Source organism: Streptomyces turgidiscabies Car8 (assembly GCF_000331005.1).
GTDB lineage: Bacteria > Actinomycetota > Actinomycetes > Streptomycetales > Streptomycetaceae > Streptomyces > Streptomyces turgidiscabies.
Genome location: NZ_AEJB01000361.1, coordinates 163,634 through 181,661 on the forward strand (window position 1 = coordinate 163,634; position 18,028 = coordinate 181,661).

Genomic DNA, 18,028 nt, shown 5'->3' on the forward strand with positions numbered 1-18,028 from the left:
CTTTATTAGCGGAGGGATCGCGCATCAATGGGCATTCTGGGTACGGCAACGGGAAGCCGCAGGAAGGAGCGGAAGAAGAAGCCCGACGAGCTTCTGGCCTCCGTGGTGAGAGAAACGGCGATCCCGGCGGCGGTAGAGCTGCTGCGGTCGAACACGCAGTTCGTCTTTCCCAGCGGTACGGCCTGGGTGATGCTCGTGCTCGCAGCCGACTCGATCGGTGGCTTGAACAAGCGGCACGGCCGGGACGAGGCGAAGGGCTCGATCATCGAGCTCATCAGCTCCGACCAGATCCGCACGGTCGCCACGGCGGAGATGCTCGAAGAGGAGGTCTTCGGCATCATCCCCACCGACGAGACTCTCGCGCGCATGGAGGAGTACTCGCTGCTCACCGGTGCCACCTACGCCTGGGCCGTCGTGTGGCAGAAGCCCAGCGGCGATCTGCTCGTCGATCTCGTGAACGATGCGACCTTCGCGCAGGCACGCTTTGTCGCTGCAGGTACCACGAGCCTCGAAGAAGCCGTGGGCAAGGAGGCATGGGAAGAGCACAGCGGCCTGGTCGCCGAGGCTGGAGCCACTGCCCCCGCGGTCCTCGGGGAGGACGAGGGGGATGCGATCTTCGACGGAATCCCCGGTGACGAGGGGGCTGCCGAGGGCCTGGACGACGAGCCGCTCTTCAGCGACGTCGTCGACGCGGATGAAGGGGCGGACGCACCCATGCTCGGCGAGGACGCCGCAGGTATCGACGACGCGGGCGCCGTCCCGGTCGAGTCGGAGCCGGACTACGACGGCGACGAGGTGGCCGGCTACGAGGGTTTCGACGAGACCGACGCCGGCTACGGCGTCGAGGGCGACTACCAGGAGGCCGGCGACACTGTGCTGCTGGCCGATCAGGCCCAGGTGCGCGACACCATCGCCCGTCGGTTCCTCTCCGAGGAGCTGGACCTGGACGTCCGGCTCGATGAGTTCAACGCAACCTTCGCCATCGGCGCGCCGGTCGTGCAGATCGCTGTGCCCGAGGGCGCGACGGAGTGGCTCGGGGACCAGGTCGCCCAGCTCAACCGGCAGGCCAACGCAGACCTGATGCAGCTCCGTTCCGCGCATGAGGATGAGCTGCGTGCGCTCTACGTCAACCTCATGTCGGCGCACACCGAGCAGGTCATCCGCGATGTGGCCACCGACCGCGCGGGCTCCCGGTACAAGCTGCTGAAGGACGCCGCCGAGGCCGAGCACCAGCAGCGGCAGACGGAGAAGGATGAGAAGATCCGGGCCCGCCGGGCGGAGATCGCCAAGGACTACGAGTCTCAGGCCTCCAAGGTGGCCCAGCAGGCGGCGCTCTCGGCGGAACTGCAGTACAAGGAGCGCAACCGCTCGAAGATGGAGCGCGAGCAGACCGACTCCATCGCCGGGATCGAGCGGGACATCGAGGACACCCACGCGCACAACCAGCAGGAGATCCTGCGGGTCCGGCGTTCGGACGCGACGCTGAAGATGCAGACCGGGCAGACGCGGATCTTCGAGGTGCTGGCCGAGCGGCAGTCAAAATACCTGGCGGCCGAGGAAGAGCGCCTGAACCAGTGGAAGTCCGAGATCCAGCGGATCGTCGACGACAACCGCAAGGCCGACATCGCCCAGTCCGAGGCGCTGGCCGAGCACCTGCGGACCACGGACGAGATCGGCGCCCTGCGCCGGGAGCAGCAGGACCTCCTGGAGTCGGTGCGCTCTGAACACGCCGACCGGATCCGCCGGATGGAGGAAGAGCTCGAACGCAACCGCAAGGACGCCATCACGCAGATGACGGCTCGGGACGCCGAGTGGCAGCACAACCTCGACCTGGAGAAGGAGAAGACCAACTCCCAGGTGGCACGGGTCACCGACCTGCTCCAGCAGCTGTCGACGGTCGAGGATTCAGTGGCCAGGCGGTATGAGGTGCGCCTGGCGGAGATGCAGGCCGACAAGGAGTCCTACGCCAACGAGCTGGCGCGGGCCTCCGAGATGCAAAGCCGCTCGAACAAGATCCTCGTCGTCATGATCGTCACGCTCTCGCTCCTGATGGGCGCGGCCGGCTTCATCGTCGGGGTGGTCTTGATCCGTTGAGCGGACCGGTCATGACCGACGGGGTGATCTGACGGCGCATGGGTGCATTCCCCATGCGCCGTCGTCGTCTGCGCAGGCAGGCGCACTGGACAGCAGGACAGCAGGACGAGCGAGGCTCGAGATTAAGGGATCACGATGGCCACGAACAGGCGGAAGGCAACACGGCCGAAGGCGAGCAGCTGGGACAAGATCTCGGCGCGGACGCCCGGCGAGACGCTGACGAACCGAGACGTCCACGACAACCAGCAGCTGGACCGCAGCACGTTCCTGACTCTGAGGTCGACCAGACCGGGCATCGTCGTCGCGGTGATTACCGGCGTGCTGGTGACAATCGTCGCCTGGGTCTTCTACTCGCTCATCGCCACGGCGGTGCTCTCGGTGGGCGCGTCCGTGGGTTCGGGCGTGCCCGGCAACGGCACCGGCAAGCCGAGCGTGTACTACGTCCAGGACACCACGACGGGTGCGGGCGGCTCGGCCGTGAAGTGCTACCGGCCCCTGGCCAAGGACGGCAACCCGGACGTGAAGGCGAAGTGCTACCACAGCGCTGAGGCTGTTCCGGTCCCCAGCTGGTACACCGCGGCGAAGGACGGCAAGCCCAGCGCCGAGAAGCCGGCTGAGCCCAAGAAGAGCGCGACGACGGTCGGCGAGCAGCTGGCCGACGTCTCGGGGTTCAAGCTCTTCATCACGCTCGGGTCGGGTCTGATGGTCGCCCTCATCATCGGTACGTGGTTCTCGCGGAAGGTCGCCGCGGCGAACCTGATGAACACCACGAGCGACATCAACCAGTACCAGAACGACCAGCACATCTCCCTGCCGGAAGAGATCCAGCAGAACTACGACTGGTTCCCCGACGCCGGTGCTCACTCAAGCGTGCAGGTCAGCTCGATGCTCAGCCACATGATGCTTAAGAAGAAGGGCCTGGGCACCGTCGAGGTCGCCCAGCGCGCCAAGAAGGACGTCATCGATGAGGAGGGGAACCTCGTCTACTACGCCGGCGAGGTCATGGACGACGACGAGGGCGATCCGCTGACGCAGACCCTGCCGATCATCGACGAAGACTTCGGCGACGAGCTGTTCGAGGCATCCGGGCTCCCCGATGACAAGACGCTGCGGCAGAAGTACGACACGACGCGGATCCCGTACAACCCTGACGGCAAGAACCGGGACAAGCTCGGCTTCGGATCGGACACGTACAAGACCGTCGCTGACCTGATCAAGAAGGACTGGGAGTTCCCGGCGTACGAGGTCCAGCGCCCGGCCGGGGCGTACGTGGTCGATACCGCGCCGGTGAACACCATGGTGCTGGCCATCACCCGAGCCGGTAAGGGCCAGACGTACATCGAGCCGATCATCGACATGTGGTCGCGGGAGAAGAAGCCCTCGAACATGGTCATCAACGACCCCAAGGGCGAGTTGTTGGTGAAGAACTACGTGCCCCTGGTCACACGCGGGTTCGAGCCGGTGCAGTTCAACCTGATCAACTCCATGAAGACCGACATCTACAACCCCCTGGGACTGGCGGCCGACGCGGCGCGTGAGGGCAACTTCACCAAGTGCGCGCTGTACGTGGAGAACATCGCCGGGATCTTCTTTCCGCTCGACGGCGGCGAGGACCCGGTCTGGCCCAACGCCGCCAACAACGCCTTCAAGCGCGCGGCCTACGGACTCATCGACTTCTATCTGGAGGAGGAGCGGGAGCTGCGCAGCGCCGCAGCCGTGCTGAATATGGACCCGGCGCTGCTGGAGCAGAAGCTCGATGACCTCTGGGGCAAGGCCACGCTCTACAACTGCTACCAGCTCTTCGTGCAGATGAGCTCGAAGAAGATCAAGAACCCTGAGGCCGAGCTGGAGAAGCGGGTCAAGGCCGGCGAGTTCGAGAACAACGAGGACGCCCTGGCCGAGGAGCAGGAGAAGGCTGCGGCCCAGGCCTTCATGTGGGAGGGCAAGGCCGATCAGGACATGCTCAGCCTGTACTTCAACGCGAGCGAGGAGCTGCCCCGCAACAACATGCGCACGCTGGTGGGCAACGCCCACAACGCGCTGCGCTCGATGGCCGGGGCGGAGAAGATGCTGGCCTCGGTGTACGGAATCGCGATCACCGCCATGTCGTTCTTCACCGACCCCACGATCTCGACGCTGACCTCGGGCAAGCCCTCGCAGAACACCGACCTGGCCGGCCTGAGCTTCCCGCGTCGCCTCGGCGTGCGCTTCGCGCCGAACTACGTCAAGCGCGACCACCTCGTCGGTCAGCAGGCCGTGTGGTCGGCCTACGCGGACCCGATGTTCACCGAGAACCTGGGTGAGGACTTCGAGCACGAGGAGATCGTCGGCCGCGAGGGTTGGGCCCGGTACAACTTCAAGGGCAAGTTCCCTGACGACGAGGCCTGGCTCAAGCTGGAGCTGGTCAACCCGCAGACAAAGATGCTGGTGCGCACCTTCTACTTCAGCTTTACGAAGAACTACCAGGTCTCGCTCAACGGCCGGCACTACGTGGTCGAGCCGGTGACGGGCAATAAGATCGTGAAGAACGGCGTGATGCGTGAGCTGAAGCCGGTGCGTAAGGGCGGCACCCGGGACGGGAAGATCCTGTCCTTCCAGCCCGGGGACACGCTCTACCCGGACACGCGACTCGACTTCTCCGGCGTCGGCAACCCGGAGAAGGTCTCGTACCAGGCACGGGCGATCACGCAGACGCTGTCGCGCTACTCGGAGTCCCCCAAGGCGCTGTTCCTGGTGACTCCACCCCACCTGATGAAGTACGCGAAGCTGATCCTGATCCTGGTCAAGCAGCTGTTCGACGTGAGCGCCGACCAGGCGTACATGACGAAGTCGAACCAGAAGCCGCTCTACCGCACGCGGTTCATGCTCGACGAGCTCGGCAACCTGCAGTCCGAGGGCAAAGGCATCGACGGCTTCGAGACGATGCTCTCCATCGGCCTGGGCCAGGAGCAGCAGTTCACGCTCATCCTGCAGACCCTGCAGCAGCTGCGCGACGTCTACGGCGAGAGCGTCGACAAGATCGTGCAGGGCAACACCTCGAACATCGTCTTCTTGAAGTCCACGGACGATTCGATGATCGAGACGCTGGAGAAGATGAGCGGCAAGACGCACCGGTCGTACCGTGACAGCAAGCAGATCAGCCAGGATCTCGACAAGGTCATCGGCGGCAAGACCGAGGGCCGGGTCTCCTACACGATGAACACCAAGGAAGAGCCGCTGATCAGCTACAACGACATGGCATTCCTCTCGCCGCGCAACTCGATCGTCTTCCGGGCCGGCGACGCGCCGATCTGGAACCGCAACCAGACGATCCTGCCGATGTCGTTCCGGCTGCTGGGCAACACGATCAAGCACCCGGGGCACACGTACTCGCTGCAGACGATCCCGACGCTGTCCAGTGCCATGGACTTCGACGTGCGGATGAACCAGCCGGACTTCGTGAAGATGCTGGAGAAGCGCATGCGGCAGGCAGTCAAGGCCGCAGACGCGAAGGCGCAGTACAAGGAGATCTACGGCTACCAGGAGGTCGACATCGAGCGCCTGGATCCCGATGTCTACGCCGACGAGGTCATGGAGGTCATCACGACGATGACCACGGTCGACGAGGGCCAGGACCCCAACGCTCCGGTGGTCGTCGACCCCGACGCGTACGAGGGGATGAGCATGTTCGACGAGGACCAGTTCATCGAGAACGTCGAGGTTGGGGTTGCGGTCGCCGAGAGTCAGGCGGTCAGCATCGAGCGGCAGCGTCTGCTCTACGCCGAGGGGACGATCAGCAAGGAGATGCTGGTCAACCCCGACGGCTCGGCGAAGGTCAAGAGCCTGGACATCGAGATCGGTGAGGCCTACAAGTCGGCGCAGACCGAGTTGGAACAGGATCGCGAGCACTTCTCGGTCGGCGGCGACGGCGAGCTGCGCAGCGCCGACGGGTCTCAGACGTACATCAGCCAGATCCGCTCGGACGCGTACGCCCATGCGGCCCGCCGGATCAACGGCCATGTGAACGACGAGGACTCGCGGGTGTTCGCGGAGGGGGACGTCACCGAGGAGGACCTGAAGTCCCTGGCGACGGTGATGGTCCACTCGGCCTTCTACCAGTACCTGGCCTCACTGCCGAGCTGGGAGGTGCTGGCCGACGGCCGGTTCGACCGGGCCATGGCCATCGAGATGAACTCGAAGTAGCCGACGGCCACTTGGGGGCCAGCCAAGGATCACGGCCAGTGCCGAGGTCGTCTCTCGACTAAGGGAGACTGCCTCGGCACTGGCCTTTCTGGATGACTCCTCACTTCCTTTCGATAGGCAGAGTAGGCTCTATACATACTTATGTAACCCCGAGCGTCCACAGGAGGCTGATTGACTATGAAGAAGGCACACGGACTGCGCAGGTACTTCTATGAGTACGTCTACTACAAGGCAGTCGAGCAGGCCCGGGATCAGACCGGACAGGTCATCCCGATCTCCCAGGCCAAGGCGATCCGCGCCCGGGTCGACGAGATCCTCGGACAGCGCGGCACCGCGCTGGCCGACCCGCGGCTGGGCGTCACGGACTGCCTCACCGCCATCGACCAGGCATTCGCGGAGAAGGTGTCCGACTACGAGCCGCAGTTCGGTGACCATTCCCCGCAGAACGAGAGCTACCAGCAGTCGCAGCGGGAGTTCATCCGTGCCACCGGCGTCGGTGCCCAGGCCGACCCGAAGTCGGCCCGGCTGCCGATCAGCCCCTACGACCCCGACTGGTCCGAACGCGCGACCGTGAAGCGCGCCGGGACTGCGCTGGTGTACCTGCCGGACGAGACGATCGCACGCGTGGCCGGCGGCGAGGTGGAGACCCTGGCCGATCCCCGTCGCGGGAACATGGTGCTCTGGCGCATCGACGACGAGGGCAAACCTTTCGAGGCCGGCCGAGCGATGACGAACGATGACGCCGCTGGGCTCACCGCGCTGATGGACAAGATGAGCCAGCAGGAGTACGACCAGGTCCGCGAGTGGGTCATCGACGGCGGCCGGGATCCCCAGACGAACCGTGTCGACCACAACCGCTTCATGTCCCGGCGCGCCGTGGCACGCTCGGCAGCACTGCTCGAAGAGTTGAAGGCCCAGGGCGTGTCCTACGAGGTGATGCGCGACCGCGAGCCCGGTCAGATCAAGGCGAAGATCGCCCAGACCGGCATGGAGATCCGCCTCACCGACACGCGCCAGGAGGAGTATGCCGGAGCCCGGATCTACGACAACGGCACTGTGCTGCGCTACTCGACGAACTACCGGGTCCCCGGCGGCATGGCGGTCTACTCCCCCTCGCCGACGGAAGCCGTTCAGCTGCTGCGCTTCGCCCAGGGCCACCGCATCGAGCGCACGGATCTTCCGGGGCACGCCGCTGGCGAGATGGGCACGACGCACCAGGAGCGCGGCCGTGGCCGCACGCTGGTGGATGTGCCCGACAGCTACCACGTCGACCGGGAGTCGATGTTCGTGGTCGGCAACTATGTGGCCCCGGGCGAGTCCGGTCCCCGGCCCGGGTCGAAGGTGATGCTGCGCCGGGACGCGAAGAACCGCTCCCTGCCGACCTTCTTCATCGACGCCCAGCCCGCTGAGGCCTACGCGAAGGCCGCCGTCGAGAGCGCGCGGGAGAACGTGCAGGCAGCTCTTGGCGTCGAAGACCTGATCGCTCGTGCTGAGGCCGAGCTGGAGCGAACCGGCGGACAGCTGGATGCGATCGAGCCGCCGGAGTACTCGGCTGACTCTGAGGTCGCTGCGATCCAGCGCTCCTACTGGGACGTCCTCACCGGCGCGCACAGCGATCTGCTGCGCCCGGGGGCGACCGAAGAGATGTACCAGGAAAGGCTGGAGGAGATCGGCGAGTTGCAGGCCGAGGAGGTGCCCGAGATGGGCAACCTCGTCTACGGCGGCACCGCCGTCGAGAAGGTCCGGCAGCACGCCGAGGACGTCCCCTTCGAACTCATCGGGACCTGGGAGGCGGAGCCCCACGACGTCGACGGCGAGTGGGTCGACCAGCGCTTCAACCCGGACCGGGTGGCGCGGTACATGACCAGCCCCACCGGGCAGTGGTCGAACCTCGACAACCTCGCCTCGGCGCTTCGTCGTTGCGGAATCTCCCCCGACGAGATGATGGGCTCGACCTTCCAGACGACCCGGTTCAAGGACCGGCTCGTCCGCTTCGACGCCGAGCGCTCCGTGCCGATCGCCGATCACGAATCTGCGTTCATGCGGCGCATCGGGGCCACCGTGCGCGAGAGCATCGAGCGCAACGCGGCGACGGTCTCCGAGATCCTGGTCGACGAGCAGGGCGTCATCCGCTGGAGCGGCGAGAAGCAGCGCCGTGACGGCAAGGGGACTCCGATCGCCGGTGAGATCGGCCAGGTCTTCGATGTCGGCGAGTACGGCGAGATCACCACCGCCTTCGCCAGCGGGGATAACGCCCTGGTCGTGCCGGGCTACGAGGCCACGATCACGGCCCAGACTCCGGGCGAGGCTCCGACCTCGGTCGAGGAACGCACGCGCCTGCGCGGCTACGAGCAGCTCATGCACGAGCGCATCCAGTACCAGATCGCCGGCGACCTCATCGCCGGGCGCAGCGAGACCGGCGAGCCCTCCTCGCTCAACGCGGTCTACTCGCAGCTGTACGGCACGAAGCACCCGATCGACTTCATCGAGCGCGCCACCACGTACCAGCTCGACGAGTCCACCGGCGAGATCAGGGAGCACCTGGACGAGTGGACGGCCGCGATCCTGCAGACCGAGGCGCGCCGTGTGCGCTACTCCAACGAAATCAAGGCCGGCTCGACGATCTACGCCGAGTACCGGGCCCAGCGCGACCAAACTGACCCGGCTGACGACAACCGCTTCGACGCCTGGCGGCTCACCGGCGGGCGGAACATGACGGTACTCACCGGCAAGGACCGGAACAACGTCGCTGCGCCCAGCGGCTACTTCGACCCGGTGATGACCGGAGGCGCGACCAACCAGGGCATCGTGCGGTACCTGACCACTCAGGCCCAGGTCGACGCCGACGGCCGGATCGTGCCGGGCGACGAGAGCGTGGCCGGACAGCGTGCGCCGCTCATGGCTCTCCCCGAGCTCGAGACGCTGCGGTACGACCCGTTCGACCGCCAGCAGATGACGGCCTCGACGATCATGCAGTCTTCTGAGGTCACCGCGCCGGCGAAGACGGCGCTGATGACCTTCGGCGGCTGGACGGCTGATGACCCGATCGTGGTGTCGAAGGAGTTCGCCGAGCGTCACCGCATCCGCGGCGCCGGCGGCCAGGAGCGCGATCTCGTCGTGGGCGACAAGATCTCGGATCTGCACGGCAACAAGGGCGTGATCTCGCTGATCGTCGACCGGGACATGCCGCTGCAGGACGCGCAGGAGCAGGATGTCGTCGAAGAGGTCAACTGGTTCCGGGCCAACCCGGGCCTGGACGTGGTGATGAGCCCGTTCAGCCTGATCTCCCGGCGCAATGCGGGCTCGGCGCGCGAGCTGATGAGCGGAAACGTCTCCGACCTGCGCTCCCCCAACGGAGAACTGCGGCCGAGTGCCCTGGGCGAGATGCGCTTCGTGGTCACCCACATGGCCGTCGACGAGAAGACGAAGATCTACGACGACGAGCAGGTGCGTGCTGGCAAGGGCCGCAAAGCCTCCTCGCAGCTGGCCTGGGCGCTGCAGTCTCAGGACTGCCCGGCGATCATGCGCGAGTTCTACGGCCACAACAGCGGGGCCGAGTCGAACCTGCGCGAGTACCTGCTGGTGACCGGCATGGACATGGAGGCTGACGGCACGCTGCGGGTGGTCGGCCAGGCCGAGGGCATCGACGAGCGCCCCGAGCGCCGGTTCATCCCGATGCCCGAGCTGCTGCGCACTCAGCCGCGCAAGGCGGGCCAGCTCCCGGGACTGAACACCACGGCGATGCGCAAGTCCTTCGGCGATCTCATCGGCGACCGCGGCGGCGACTTGGAGATCCCGTTCCCGCTCACGTATCCGACCGGTGAGCAGACCGAGACGGTGAGCGCGAGCTCGTGGAAGCTGCCGGTGATGTCCTCGCATCTGCGCAGTGGCCAGGAGTTCGAGGACGGGTCCTCCGTCACGCACGACTACACCCGCAGCTACCAGGACGTCTTCGTCGAGGCCTGCCGCTACCGCTACATGACCGAGCAGCTGGACGGCCAGGGTCTGTCCGCGGAGAAGCGCTCCGAGGTGCGCCGCGGCATGAGCGAGTCGGTCTCGCGCGCTCAGCGCGCCTTCGAGGCGATCACGACCGACGTGCAGAACCGGGTGCTCACGGGCAAGAACAACATCTTCAAGACCGGGCTGATGGCCTCGCGGCTGACCGACTCGGCGACGATGGTGTGGACTGCGGACCCGCGGCTGGACGTCGACCAGGTTGCGCTGAGCTCGGTCAAGGCCGAGCAGTTGGGGCTGGCCGAGGGTGACCACGCGCTGGTGTGGCGTGACCCGGTGCTCCGTGACGCCGGCGTGCGTTACATGCGGGTCGCGATCGACGACCGGCTCACCGGTGCCGCGATCAACCCGGTGATGGACGCCTGCTTCGACGGCGACTTCGACGGCGACGCGGTCGCCGTGGTGAAGCTGCACAGCGAGGCCGCCAAGGGGGAAGCCCTGGCGAAGCTCTCGGTGCCGGCCAACCTGCTGGACACCGGCGTGGTCAAGGGCGACGGCTCGCACCCGCTGGCCATGCAGGTCTCGCTGGACACCCAGGTCGCGCTCTCCAAGGACACTGCTCTGGCTGAGGAGCTGGAGAGCTCGCGCAGCGAGGCGAACCGGCTCCGGCTGCAAGCGCTCACGGGCGCAGAGTCGCCTGAGGACATCAAGCTCGACCAGCAGGTCGTGACGGAGGAGCTGAGCGCGCTGTACCGCCAGGCGCAGCGTGGCGAGTTCGGCGCGGCACTGACGTTCTCGGACCGCGAGGCGCACCTGCAGAGCGTGCGCGAGGTCTGCGTCGAGACCGGTGCCAAGGGCAGCGAGAAGAAACTCACCGACTACGCCCGGAACCTGGGCGATGCGCAGGGCACGCCCGGCATCACGCAGGCCGACCAGGAAGCCTCGATGTTCGCCACGGCGATCAAGGCTCACGGCACCGGCCTGGGCGGCTCGTTCAGCCAGCGCGCCGTGCGCGCGCTGCGCGGCGAAGACCTCAAGGCCGTCCTGGAGGTCACCTACCCGGTGACCCAGTCGATCCTGCAGGCCAAGCACGACGCCGCCGAGGCCCGGCACAAGTACGCGATGCTCCAGGGCCCCGGCCGCGAGCTCTGGAGGGGCCGCAGCATCGAACACGTCGGCCCCGGTCAGTGGCGCACGGCATTCCTCGACGGTGAGCCCGTCCAGGCCACGGCCGAGGAGTGGGAGAAGAAGTTCATCGAGTTCTACGAGTCCAAGGAGGGCTTCGGCGTCACGGTCAACCCGGACTACGTGGCCCGCGTGGCCAGTTCGCTGGAGGACCCGAAAACCGGGCTCATCCGCAACCTCGAAGAGGACCCGTCGCTGCGGGGCACCGTGATGGACCGGATGGCCTACGGCGGTGGCTTCGAGGCGCTCGTGCAGGCGGCCAAGAACCGCGAGAGCGTCTACGACGGCGAGAAGAACGAGCAGTTCGCGTCCTCGGGGACCCGGAAGGCCCGGGCGGAGATGTCCCGGCAGCTCGATCAGCTGAGCTCCGCCGAGGCGCAGGGCCTGGACAGCGCTGCGATCGCCGTCGATGACTCGGCGGTCAAGCGCGACGTGATCTCTCAGGACGCGGGGACCTCCCGCACCCGCGGCTCGCACCGCCGCTCTGCGCATGCCGTGGGCGTGGGCACGTCGCGCCCGGTCTACACGCCGAGCATCGAGATCGATCAGCCGGAGGGCGACGACGACTACGGGGCGGGCTACTGAGATGGCACAGCACAAGGAACTGGGAACGGGCCCTGCGGGCCGCCCGCGCGCGGCCAAGAAGCTTCCGGTGGACGACGATCGGCAGCAGGCCGACGAGCCGCAGAGCAGCGCATACGCCTACTGGGACTCGCGCTCGAACGAGCCGATCGACGCCGAGGTGATCGACGAGCCCGGACCGGAGGACGCAGACGGTTCGCGCGCCTGGCGCGAGCGGCTCCGGGACCGCGCCCGCGGGTTCTTCGGCGCGAAGACACAGGATCGGATGGCCGACCGCGAGCGCGTGCACGGGATCGACGTCGACCGGGCAGAGGACGAGACCGAGGGCCTGGACCAGCGCGAGCAGCTGCTCAAGCTCCGGGCGGAGACGCGGCTGGCCGGCGAGAAGTACATGGCCTCGCTGCGTGACTCGAAGCTGCTGGTGCCCGGCTTCAACGACGAGGAACGGACGCAGGAGCTCGGCGTCATGCACCACGTCTACATGCAGATGATGATGCAGTCGTGTCTCAAGCCGCTCTCGCGCGGAGTGAATGCCAACTCGATCATCCAGGCCGTCGGCATGGTGATGACGATGCGGATGCTCGCCCCGGACTTCAAGAAGGAGATGGACAGCTACCTTCAGCCCCTCAAGGACAAGATCCAGGAACGCATCGACACCCGGACCCGCGGCATGATCGCCTCTGCCGAGAGCGGCATCGCGCACCGGCAGAGGATCTTCAAGGACGTGCCGAGCGACGCCCGGCGCGAGCGCCTCATCGGCAGCACCGATCCGCGTGACCACCTGACGAAGAAGTGGCGCAAGCGCTTCGACGCCATGCAGCACCGTGAGCGCGGCCACCGGGAGATGTTCACCCCGGACTCGGCAGCCATGACCGAGGTCGCGCTCATGGAGAACGCCTTCTGGAAGATGCGTGAGCCGGGCGCGGACGCCGGCCTGATCCGCGACAGCTACCGGGCGATGCGCAAGCGGCTGCACGAGCAGATGAGCGAAGACGGCCTGGAGCGCCAGGAGGTCGTCCAGCGCGCGCGAATGATCATCGGCGAGCGGATGGAGTACGAGCCCGAGCTGCGCACGATGTTCAACGGCGTGGCCCACGGCCGGATCGTCAAGGCTCCCGCGCACGAGGAGCGGATCGCAGGCTCCGACCGGGTCCGCACGGTCTGGAGCGGGGAGTTCGACGACCAGCTGGGTCAGCGTCTGCCCGATGACGGGATGTTCACGCTGCGCCGGCCCATGGACGCGGACGCCCACCAGGTCCAGTTCGCCGAGACGATGAAGACCTCGCTGCTCGACGCGCTGGGCCGCGGCGACCAAGAGGGCTACGGGGGCAACATGCTCGGCTACCTGGTCGGCTTCGCGGCACAGAAGCAGGGCCTGGACACCAGCGGACTGCCCGACACGCTCCAGCACCGCCTGGACCAGTCCGAGGTGATGATCGCGAGCATGGACATCGACGGCCTGCCGCCCGAGGAGCAGCAGCGGGTCTACTCCAACGCTTACGTCGACGCGATGGAGGCGGTGAACGAGAAGTACCCGGATCTTGAGGCCGAGCTGAAGCGGAGCCTCGGGGAGAACTGGCAGCAGACGCTGCAGACGGCGGTCGACGACCCGGGTGCCTTCTTCGAGGAGCAGCGGCTCAAGCCGCGGTCGCGCCCTACGGGTCCGTCGTCCGAGCAGGAGGCCGGCCCGCAGAACGAGAGCCCGAACGCTGAGGCCGATTCCGAGGACTACCAGCCCGCCTGAAGGCGATCCGAGAACAAGGAGCAGGAGGAAGGGCCATGAGCCAGGAACAGAATGAGGGACAGCAGGTCAGGTTCGGCTCACGTTTTGCGCGGATGTTCGGCTACGTCACGCCGGAGGACCGGAGCCGATGGGAGCAGCAGCGGGCGCAGAACAAGCCGAACGTCAACGCGATCAAGCAGGGCACGAAGTCGGCGCTGGGCTCGATGATGGAGTTCGGGGAGCGCAACATCGGCGCGAAGCTCGATGCTGCCCACCGCGTAGCGGCGCAGCAGCGGTTCGAGGAGTCCCACGACAGGGTCGTGAACCAGCGCCGCGATCCGAACACGCGGAACATCATCGAGTCGGTCGACTACGAGCCCAAGGACGACCGGGAGGAGATCGAGCCGGATCTGGAGCTCTAGCCGAATGGGCCAAGACAAGCGTATCGAGTGGCACTCTATAAGCCCACCTCTCCTTCTCGACTCGTTACTATCTTCGATAGACTGGTTTCTCAGCGAAACCGCGTCATGAAGGACGACAGGACAGGGTGTGGGTATGGAGACGACGACGAATCCGCGTGTCAGTAAGCGCGAGTTCATCTCTCGGGTCGCGACTCGCAGCGGGTTGCCGATCCGGGTGGTGAACAAGGTGTACGAGTCACTGCTCGGCGAACTCACGGGCGCGGTCAGCTGCGGAGAGACGGTCGTGCTCACGAGCTTCGGCCGCTTCTACCGACAGGACCACAAGGGCCACAAGGTGCGCTTCGGCAAGAGCAACGTCGACGACTACGTGGTGCTGAAGTTCTCCGCGTCGAGCAGCTTCAACCGCCGGCTCGGCGGCGATGAGGACGAGATCTCACCGGAGACCAACGGGATGATCGAGGATGCCGACGAGTTCGAGAACGTCATTGAGGATCGTGAGCTACGGGCCGCGTCGTAGGCAACGAGGAGCCAGCAGAAAAAGAGAACCCCCGTGATGCACAGGCATCACGGGGGTTCTCTTTATGGCGGAACGAGCCCAGTTGCGACGCTCAGCCGTCGGCGATGGCAAAGATCAGCACGAGCACGATGACCGGGACGATGAGCACGCCAGCCCCGGCGAGGAGGTGCTCCCACCCCAGCGGCGAGTTGATCCAGCCCATGAAGTCGTTCCGCAGGCCGGCGACGGTGCTCGCGATCGAGGCGAAGAAGCCGGTGACGCATCCGCCGATGACCGCCAGACTGACGCCGCCGATCAGACCGAGAGCGATGATGGCACGAGCACTATTGAACATGGTCCTGAACATGACGCCCCGTCCTACTTCCGGTCCTCGAAGAGCAGGTAGTACAGCCCGATGTGCGGGATGACGAGGGCCGCCAGCGCGATCCAGGCCCGCCCCGGGTCCTCGACCACCCAGCCGATGAAGTCCTTGACGGGTCCGACGTAGGCCAGCACGGGGGCGAACACCTCAGTGCGGAAGATGACGTGGAAGATGCCGTAGGCCATGCCGAGGGCGATCGCCAGTCCGATGCCGCGCCGTACGAAGAGGGCGCAACGAGGACTGATCCACCGGCGGCGACCCGCGGTTGTGCTGGACTAGGGTTCAGCATCCAGAGCTGCCGCCTGGGTCACTGGCTCGTAGTCGTACATCGCCACCATCTCGCTCTTATCAAATAGCCATTACTTCCATTCTATGAGAAACCATCAATGGTCAGAAGAATCGCGAATTACAGGTCACTCGAACTGGAGGTCAGGCTCATCCGCGGATGGCGTGCCGAAGCTGCTGATCGAGCGCTGTCGGGGTCGTGAGGGACTCGCGATCGGCTCGCGCTGCGCAGCCAGCTCGGCGAGAGTGAAGCCCACGGGGCGACCGAGGCGCTGGCCGGCCATGTAGTAGGCCTGCCCGTTCGCGCGTTCACCCAGGGCGATGATCTCGCGGGTGACGGGCTCACCCGGGCGCTGGGGCGCGCGCTCCCGCCAGACGATCCGGTGCGAGGGCTTCGCATTCGGATCCGCGCCGACGTACGTGGTCTCGCAATCAGAGAGGTCGGGATAACTGGGCATGTACTCCAGCGGGTGCGTGCTCGGCGCGCCCTGCTGGATCCGGCCCAGCTGGTTGAGAGCCACGCGCAGGAGCCGGTCCTCCGGTCCATGAGGGTGCATCACCGCGGCGTCGTGAAGCGTCTGGAGGTCCTCCTTGAGACCGGTCGTCGGCAGAAGGCGGACGGGAGACCGACGCTCACTCATCACGCTTCTCCTGCTGGGCCGCACGATGCGCATCCGCCCACTGCTGACCGAGCGGGCCAAGGCTCTCGGCGAGCTCTTCGATGGTCATGCTCGCCTCGCTGGAAGCGTCGGACTCCTGGATGCGACGGGAGAGCTCGGCCTGGAAAGCAGCCTCAGCGTGGACGTGGGCCGCGTGGTCGTACTTCATGAGGCGCACGAACGCGGCGAAGGGGATGATCGCGGCCTCGGGCTTGTTGCCGTCCCCGAAGATCAGCGGCGTGATCTCGCCGCGGCGATAGAGGTTCAGCATCGTGGCGAGGTCCTCGCGCCTGAGCTGGTCGGTCGGGATGACATTGACGGAGAACTTCGGGAGCTCGGCGTCGGGAGTGCCGTTGTCGTGAGCGTTGCTGTTGTGAGTCATAGCTTCAGCCTAATCAGTCGGGAATAACTTGTCATCGACTCGCATACGACCGTGTTGCCGAGTCAATAAGGGCATTGAATGGCCGATCACTCCGCCGTTGAGAGGTGGTGCGGTTAGGAGAAAGAAGAGACCCGCGCCCCAGTGCCGCGTGGTGCGGAGCCGGGGCGCGGGCCCTGGTGGATGGACGGTCGTGACTTCAGAAGTTCCCCTCGTCGACTTGCAGGCAGACGATGCCGGTGAGCGCCACAGGGCCATCGGATGCGGTGATGACGCGTGTGCGGGTCAGCGGGTGGTGTGCCGGGTGATCGCGATGCGGATCGCGGTGATCAGGCGGGCGGTGTCCTCGGCAAGGTCCGGAATCCCGGCGGGATAGAAGGCGTCACCGGGGAGGTCACCGGCGTAGCCGTCGGGGTAGCAGACGGCGTGCCATCCGGCGTGCTCGGCGGGCGGGTACGCGAGTTCGCTCTCGTGGGCGCCGCTGGCGGTCACCTGGATGACTCCCCCGCCGGTGCCGAAGGGAAGCTCGACGTAGTCGCTGGCCCTGTCGCCGTCCTCGACGGCGGTCCATCCCGCTGCCTGCAGGGCGTTGAGCAGGTAGGCGCCCGCGGAGGATGCAGGGTCGGTAACGGTCACGATGTCTCCTTCAGGTCCATAGTGGGTTGAGCAGGTGCGACCTTGCGTGTGGGCTGGGCAAGCCCTGCAACACGCAGCACCCGGGGGCGGGAGCCGAGAGCGGGGGCGAGTGCGGATGAGGCGCGGGCTTACGGCGCTGTGCGGGCAGGTTGCGTATCGTTGCCGGTGACGGCGCGGATGGAAGCGGCGGCCAGCTCGGCGAGCGCTTCCAATCCGTCACCGGCACAGGCCCCTTCGAGGTAGACCCCCGCGTCGCAGTCGAGCACCCGCTTCGGCAGCTCCGTATCCTCGAAGAAGTCGTCGGTGGAGCCCCAGAACTCGATGACCAGGTCGCCTTCCTCGTCCACGAGGAACGTGAACTTCGCCGCGCGCGGGCCAGAGAGCCTGCCGGTCGTGCCCCAACTGTCGGACTGGGCGCTCCATCTGCCTCCGAGAAGGTGGGCGGTGGTGCGGGCGATGTCGGACACGCTGAACGGGTACTCCGTGCCCGGCGCCGGGACGTACGGCTCGCTCCCTGCCGGGAGCACGGCACCGACGGCCAGGGAAGCGTCGGTCTGGAAGGGGGTTCAGAAGGGGAAGGTGGTCTCACAGAGCGCGGTCGAGGCCCAGTCGGCGTCCGGGTGATTGCTGCGCACGAACCCGAAGACGCGCCGTCCCGGCTCGGCCGGGACGGGCGGCTACTGCTGGATCGCCGCCCAGTCGATTCGGCGTGCACCACCCGCGAGTTGGCCGAGCGCGGCAAGCACGGTGCTTGCCGCGGTGCAGGAGGCGAAGAGCCGTCCGACGTCGTTGCCGGTCAGGTGCCGTTCCCCCTTGGCGACGCCCCGGACTGGCAGGGCATGGCTGCCGGGCTTGTGGGCGACGGTGTGGGTGGCGCGGCTGCCGTGGGAGTCGGACGGACCGTGGACGACTTCGAGGGCGTGGCCGGTTAAGTGGGCGGCGTATCCGGCGACGCACAGGGTCGTCCTGGACAGGGGCCGGTGCTGCCGAGCGGGGTGTCCGGGCGGAGCAGGCTGGTTCAGCGGAGCCAAACGGCCGTGTCGTAGTGG

Annotated in this window: 12 protein-coding genes; 6 read left to right on the forward strand and 6 right to left on the reverse strand. The window is 66.6% G+C overall.

Annotated features, from left to right (window positions below; all coding sequences use genetic code 11):
- Positions 1–27 precede the first annotated feature (27 nt).
- The 6 genes from STRTUCAR8_RS24705 (at position 28) to STRTUCAR8_RS24730 (ending at position 14,659) form a co-directional block, all read left to right on the forward strand.
- Positions 28–2,094, forward strand: a complete 2,067-nt coding sequence (locus STRTUCAR8_RS24705) for a hypothetical protein (RefSeq protein ID WP_006379284.1) — start codon at positions 28–30, stop codon at positions 2,092–2,094.
- Positions 2,095–2,229: 135 nt separating this feature from the next.
- A complete protein-coding gene (locus tag STRTUCAR8_RS24710; protein WP_006378690.1) occupies positions 2,230–6,276 on the forward strand; it encodes a type IV secretory system conjugative DNA transfer family protein in 4,047 nt (1,348 codons plus the stop codon).
- A gap of 177 nt (positions 6,277–6,453) precedes the next feature.
- Entirely contained in the window at positions 6,454–12,000 is a 5,547-nt protein-coding gene (locus STRTUCAR8_RS24715) for a hypothetical protein (RefSeq protein WP_006378592.1), read from the forward strand.
- Between the two features lies 1 nt (position 12,001).
- Positions 12,002–13,741, forward strand: a complete 1,740-nt coding sequence (locus tag STRTUCAR8_RS24720; protein WP_006378611.1) for a hypothetical protein — start codon at positions 12,002–12,004, stop codon at positions 13,739–13,741.
- Positions 13,742–13,776: 35 nt separating this feature from the next.
- A complete protein-coding gene (locus tag STRTUCAR8_RS24725) occupies positions 13,777–14,142 on the forward strand; it encodes a hypothetical protein (protein WP_006379250.1) in 366 nt (121 codons plus the stop codon).
- Between the two features lie 133 nt (positions 14,143–14,275).
- Positions 14,276–14,659 (forward strand): HU family DNA-binding protein, encoded by a 384-nt coding sequence (locus STRTUCAR8_RS24730; RefSeq protein ID WP_006378618.1) that lies wholly within the window; start codon positions 14,276–14,278, stop codon positions 14,657–14,659.
- Positions 14,660–14,750: 91 nt separating this feature from the next.
- On the opposite strand, the gene STRTUCAR8_RS24735 is transcribed toward STRTUCAR8_RS24730, so the two are convergent.
- The 6 genes from STRTUCAR8_RS24735 to STRTUCAR8_RS24760 all read right to left on the reverse strand — a co-directional run bounded on the left by STRTUCAR8_RS24735 (position 14,751) and on the right by STRTUCAR8_RS24760 (position 17,506).
- On the reverse strand, positions 14,751–14,993 hold the full coding sequence (locus tag STRTUCAR8_RS24735; protein ID WP_158697434.1) for a hypothetical protein: 243 nt from the start codon (positions 14,991–14,993) through the stop codon (positions 14,751–14,753).
- A 23-nt stretch (positions 14,994–15,016) separates the two neighbouring features.
- Complete coding sequence (locus tag STRTUCAR8_RS24740; RefSeq protein ID WP_006378692.1) at positions 15,017–15,205, reverse strand: hypothetical protein; 189 nt, start codon at positions 15,203–15,205, stop codon at positions 15,017–15,019.
- 228 nt (positions 15,206–15,433) lie between these two features.
- A complete protein-coding gene (locus STRTUCAR8_RS24745; RefSeq protein ID WP_006378915.1) occupies positions 15,434–15,946 on the reverse strand; it encodes a hypothetical protein in 513 nt (170 codons plus the stop codon).
- Positions 15,939–16,346, reverse strand: coding sequence for a hypothetical protein (locus tag STRTUCAR8_RS24750; RefSeq protein WP_006378609.1), 408 nt, complete (start codon positions 16,344–16,346; stop codon positions 15,939–15,941). Before STRTUCAR8_RS24750 ends, STRTUCAR8_RS24745 begins: the two co-directional genes overlap by 8 nt.
- A gap of 282 nt (positions 16,347–16,628) precedes the next feature.
- The gene (locus STRTUCAR8_RS24755) at positions 16,629–16,979 is read right to left on the reverse strand and encodes a hypothetical protein (RefSeq protein ID WP_006379046.1); all 351 of its coding nucleotides are present in this window, start codon (positions 16,977–16,979) and stop codon (positions 16,629–16,631) included.
- A gap of 128 nt (positions 16,980–17,107) precedes the next feature.
- A complete protein-coding gene (locus STRTUCAR8_RS24760; RefSeq protein WP_158697436.1) occupies positions 17,108–17,506 on the reverse strand; it encodes a hypothetical protein in 399 nt (132 codons plus the stop codon).
- Between the last annotated feature and the right edge of the window lie 522 nt (positions 17,507–18,028).

What these genes read in the sequence shown, in the direction of transcription:
- STRTUCAR8_RS24705 (WP_006379284.1), top strand. Translation starts at nt 28, where the DNA reads ATGGGCATTCTGGGTACGGCAACGGGAAGCCGCAGGAAGGAGCGGAAG.
- STRTUCAR8_RS24710 (WP_006378690.1), top strand. Translation starts at nt 2,230, where the DNA reads ATGGCCACGAACAGGCGGAAGGCAACACGGCCGAAGGCGAGCAGCTGG.
- STRTUCAR8_RS24715 (WP_006378592.1), top strand. Translation starts at nt 6,454, where the DNA reads ATGAAGAAGGCACACGGACTGCGCAGGTACTTCTATGAGTACGTCTAC.
- STRTUCAR8_RS24720 (WP_006378611.1), top strand. Translation starts at nt 12,002, where the DNA reads ATGGCACAGCACAAGGAACTGGGAACGGGCCCTGCGGGCCGCCCGCGC.
- STRTUCAR8_RS24725 (WP_006379250.1), top strand. Translation starts at nt 13,777, where the DNA reads ATGAGCCAGGAACAGAATGAGGGACAGCAGGTCAGGTTCGGCTCACGT.
- STRTUCAR8_RS24730 (WP_006378618.1), top strand. Translation starts at nt 14,276, where the DNA reads ATGGAGACGACGACGAATCCGCGTGTCAGTAAGCGCGAGTTCATCTCT.
- STRTUCAR8_RS24735 (WP_158697434.1), bottom strand. Translation starts at nt 14,993, where the DNA reads ATGTTCAATAGTGCTCGTGCCATCATCGCTCTCGGTCTGATCGGCGGC.
- STRTUCAR8_RS24740 (WP_006378692.1), bottom strand. Translation starts at nt 15,205, where the DNA reads ATGGCCTACGGCATCTTCCACGTCATCTTCCGCACTGAGGTGTTCGCC.
- STRTUCAR8_RS24745 (WP_006378915.1), bottom strand. Translation starts at nt 15,946, where the DNA reads ATGAGTGAGCGTCGGTCTCCCGTCCGCCTTCTGCCGACGACCGGTCTC.
- STRTUCAR8_RS24750 (WP_006378609.1), bottom strand. Translation starts at nt 16,346, where the DNA reads ATGACTCACAACAGCAACGCTCACGACAACGGCACTCCCGACGCCGAG.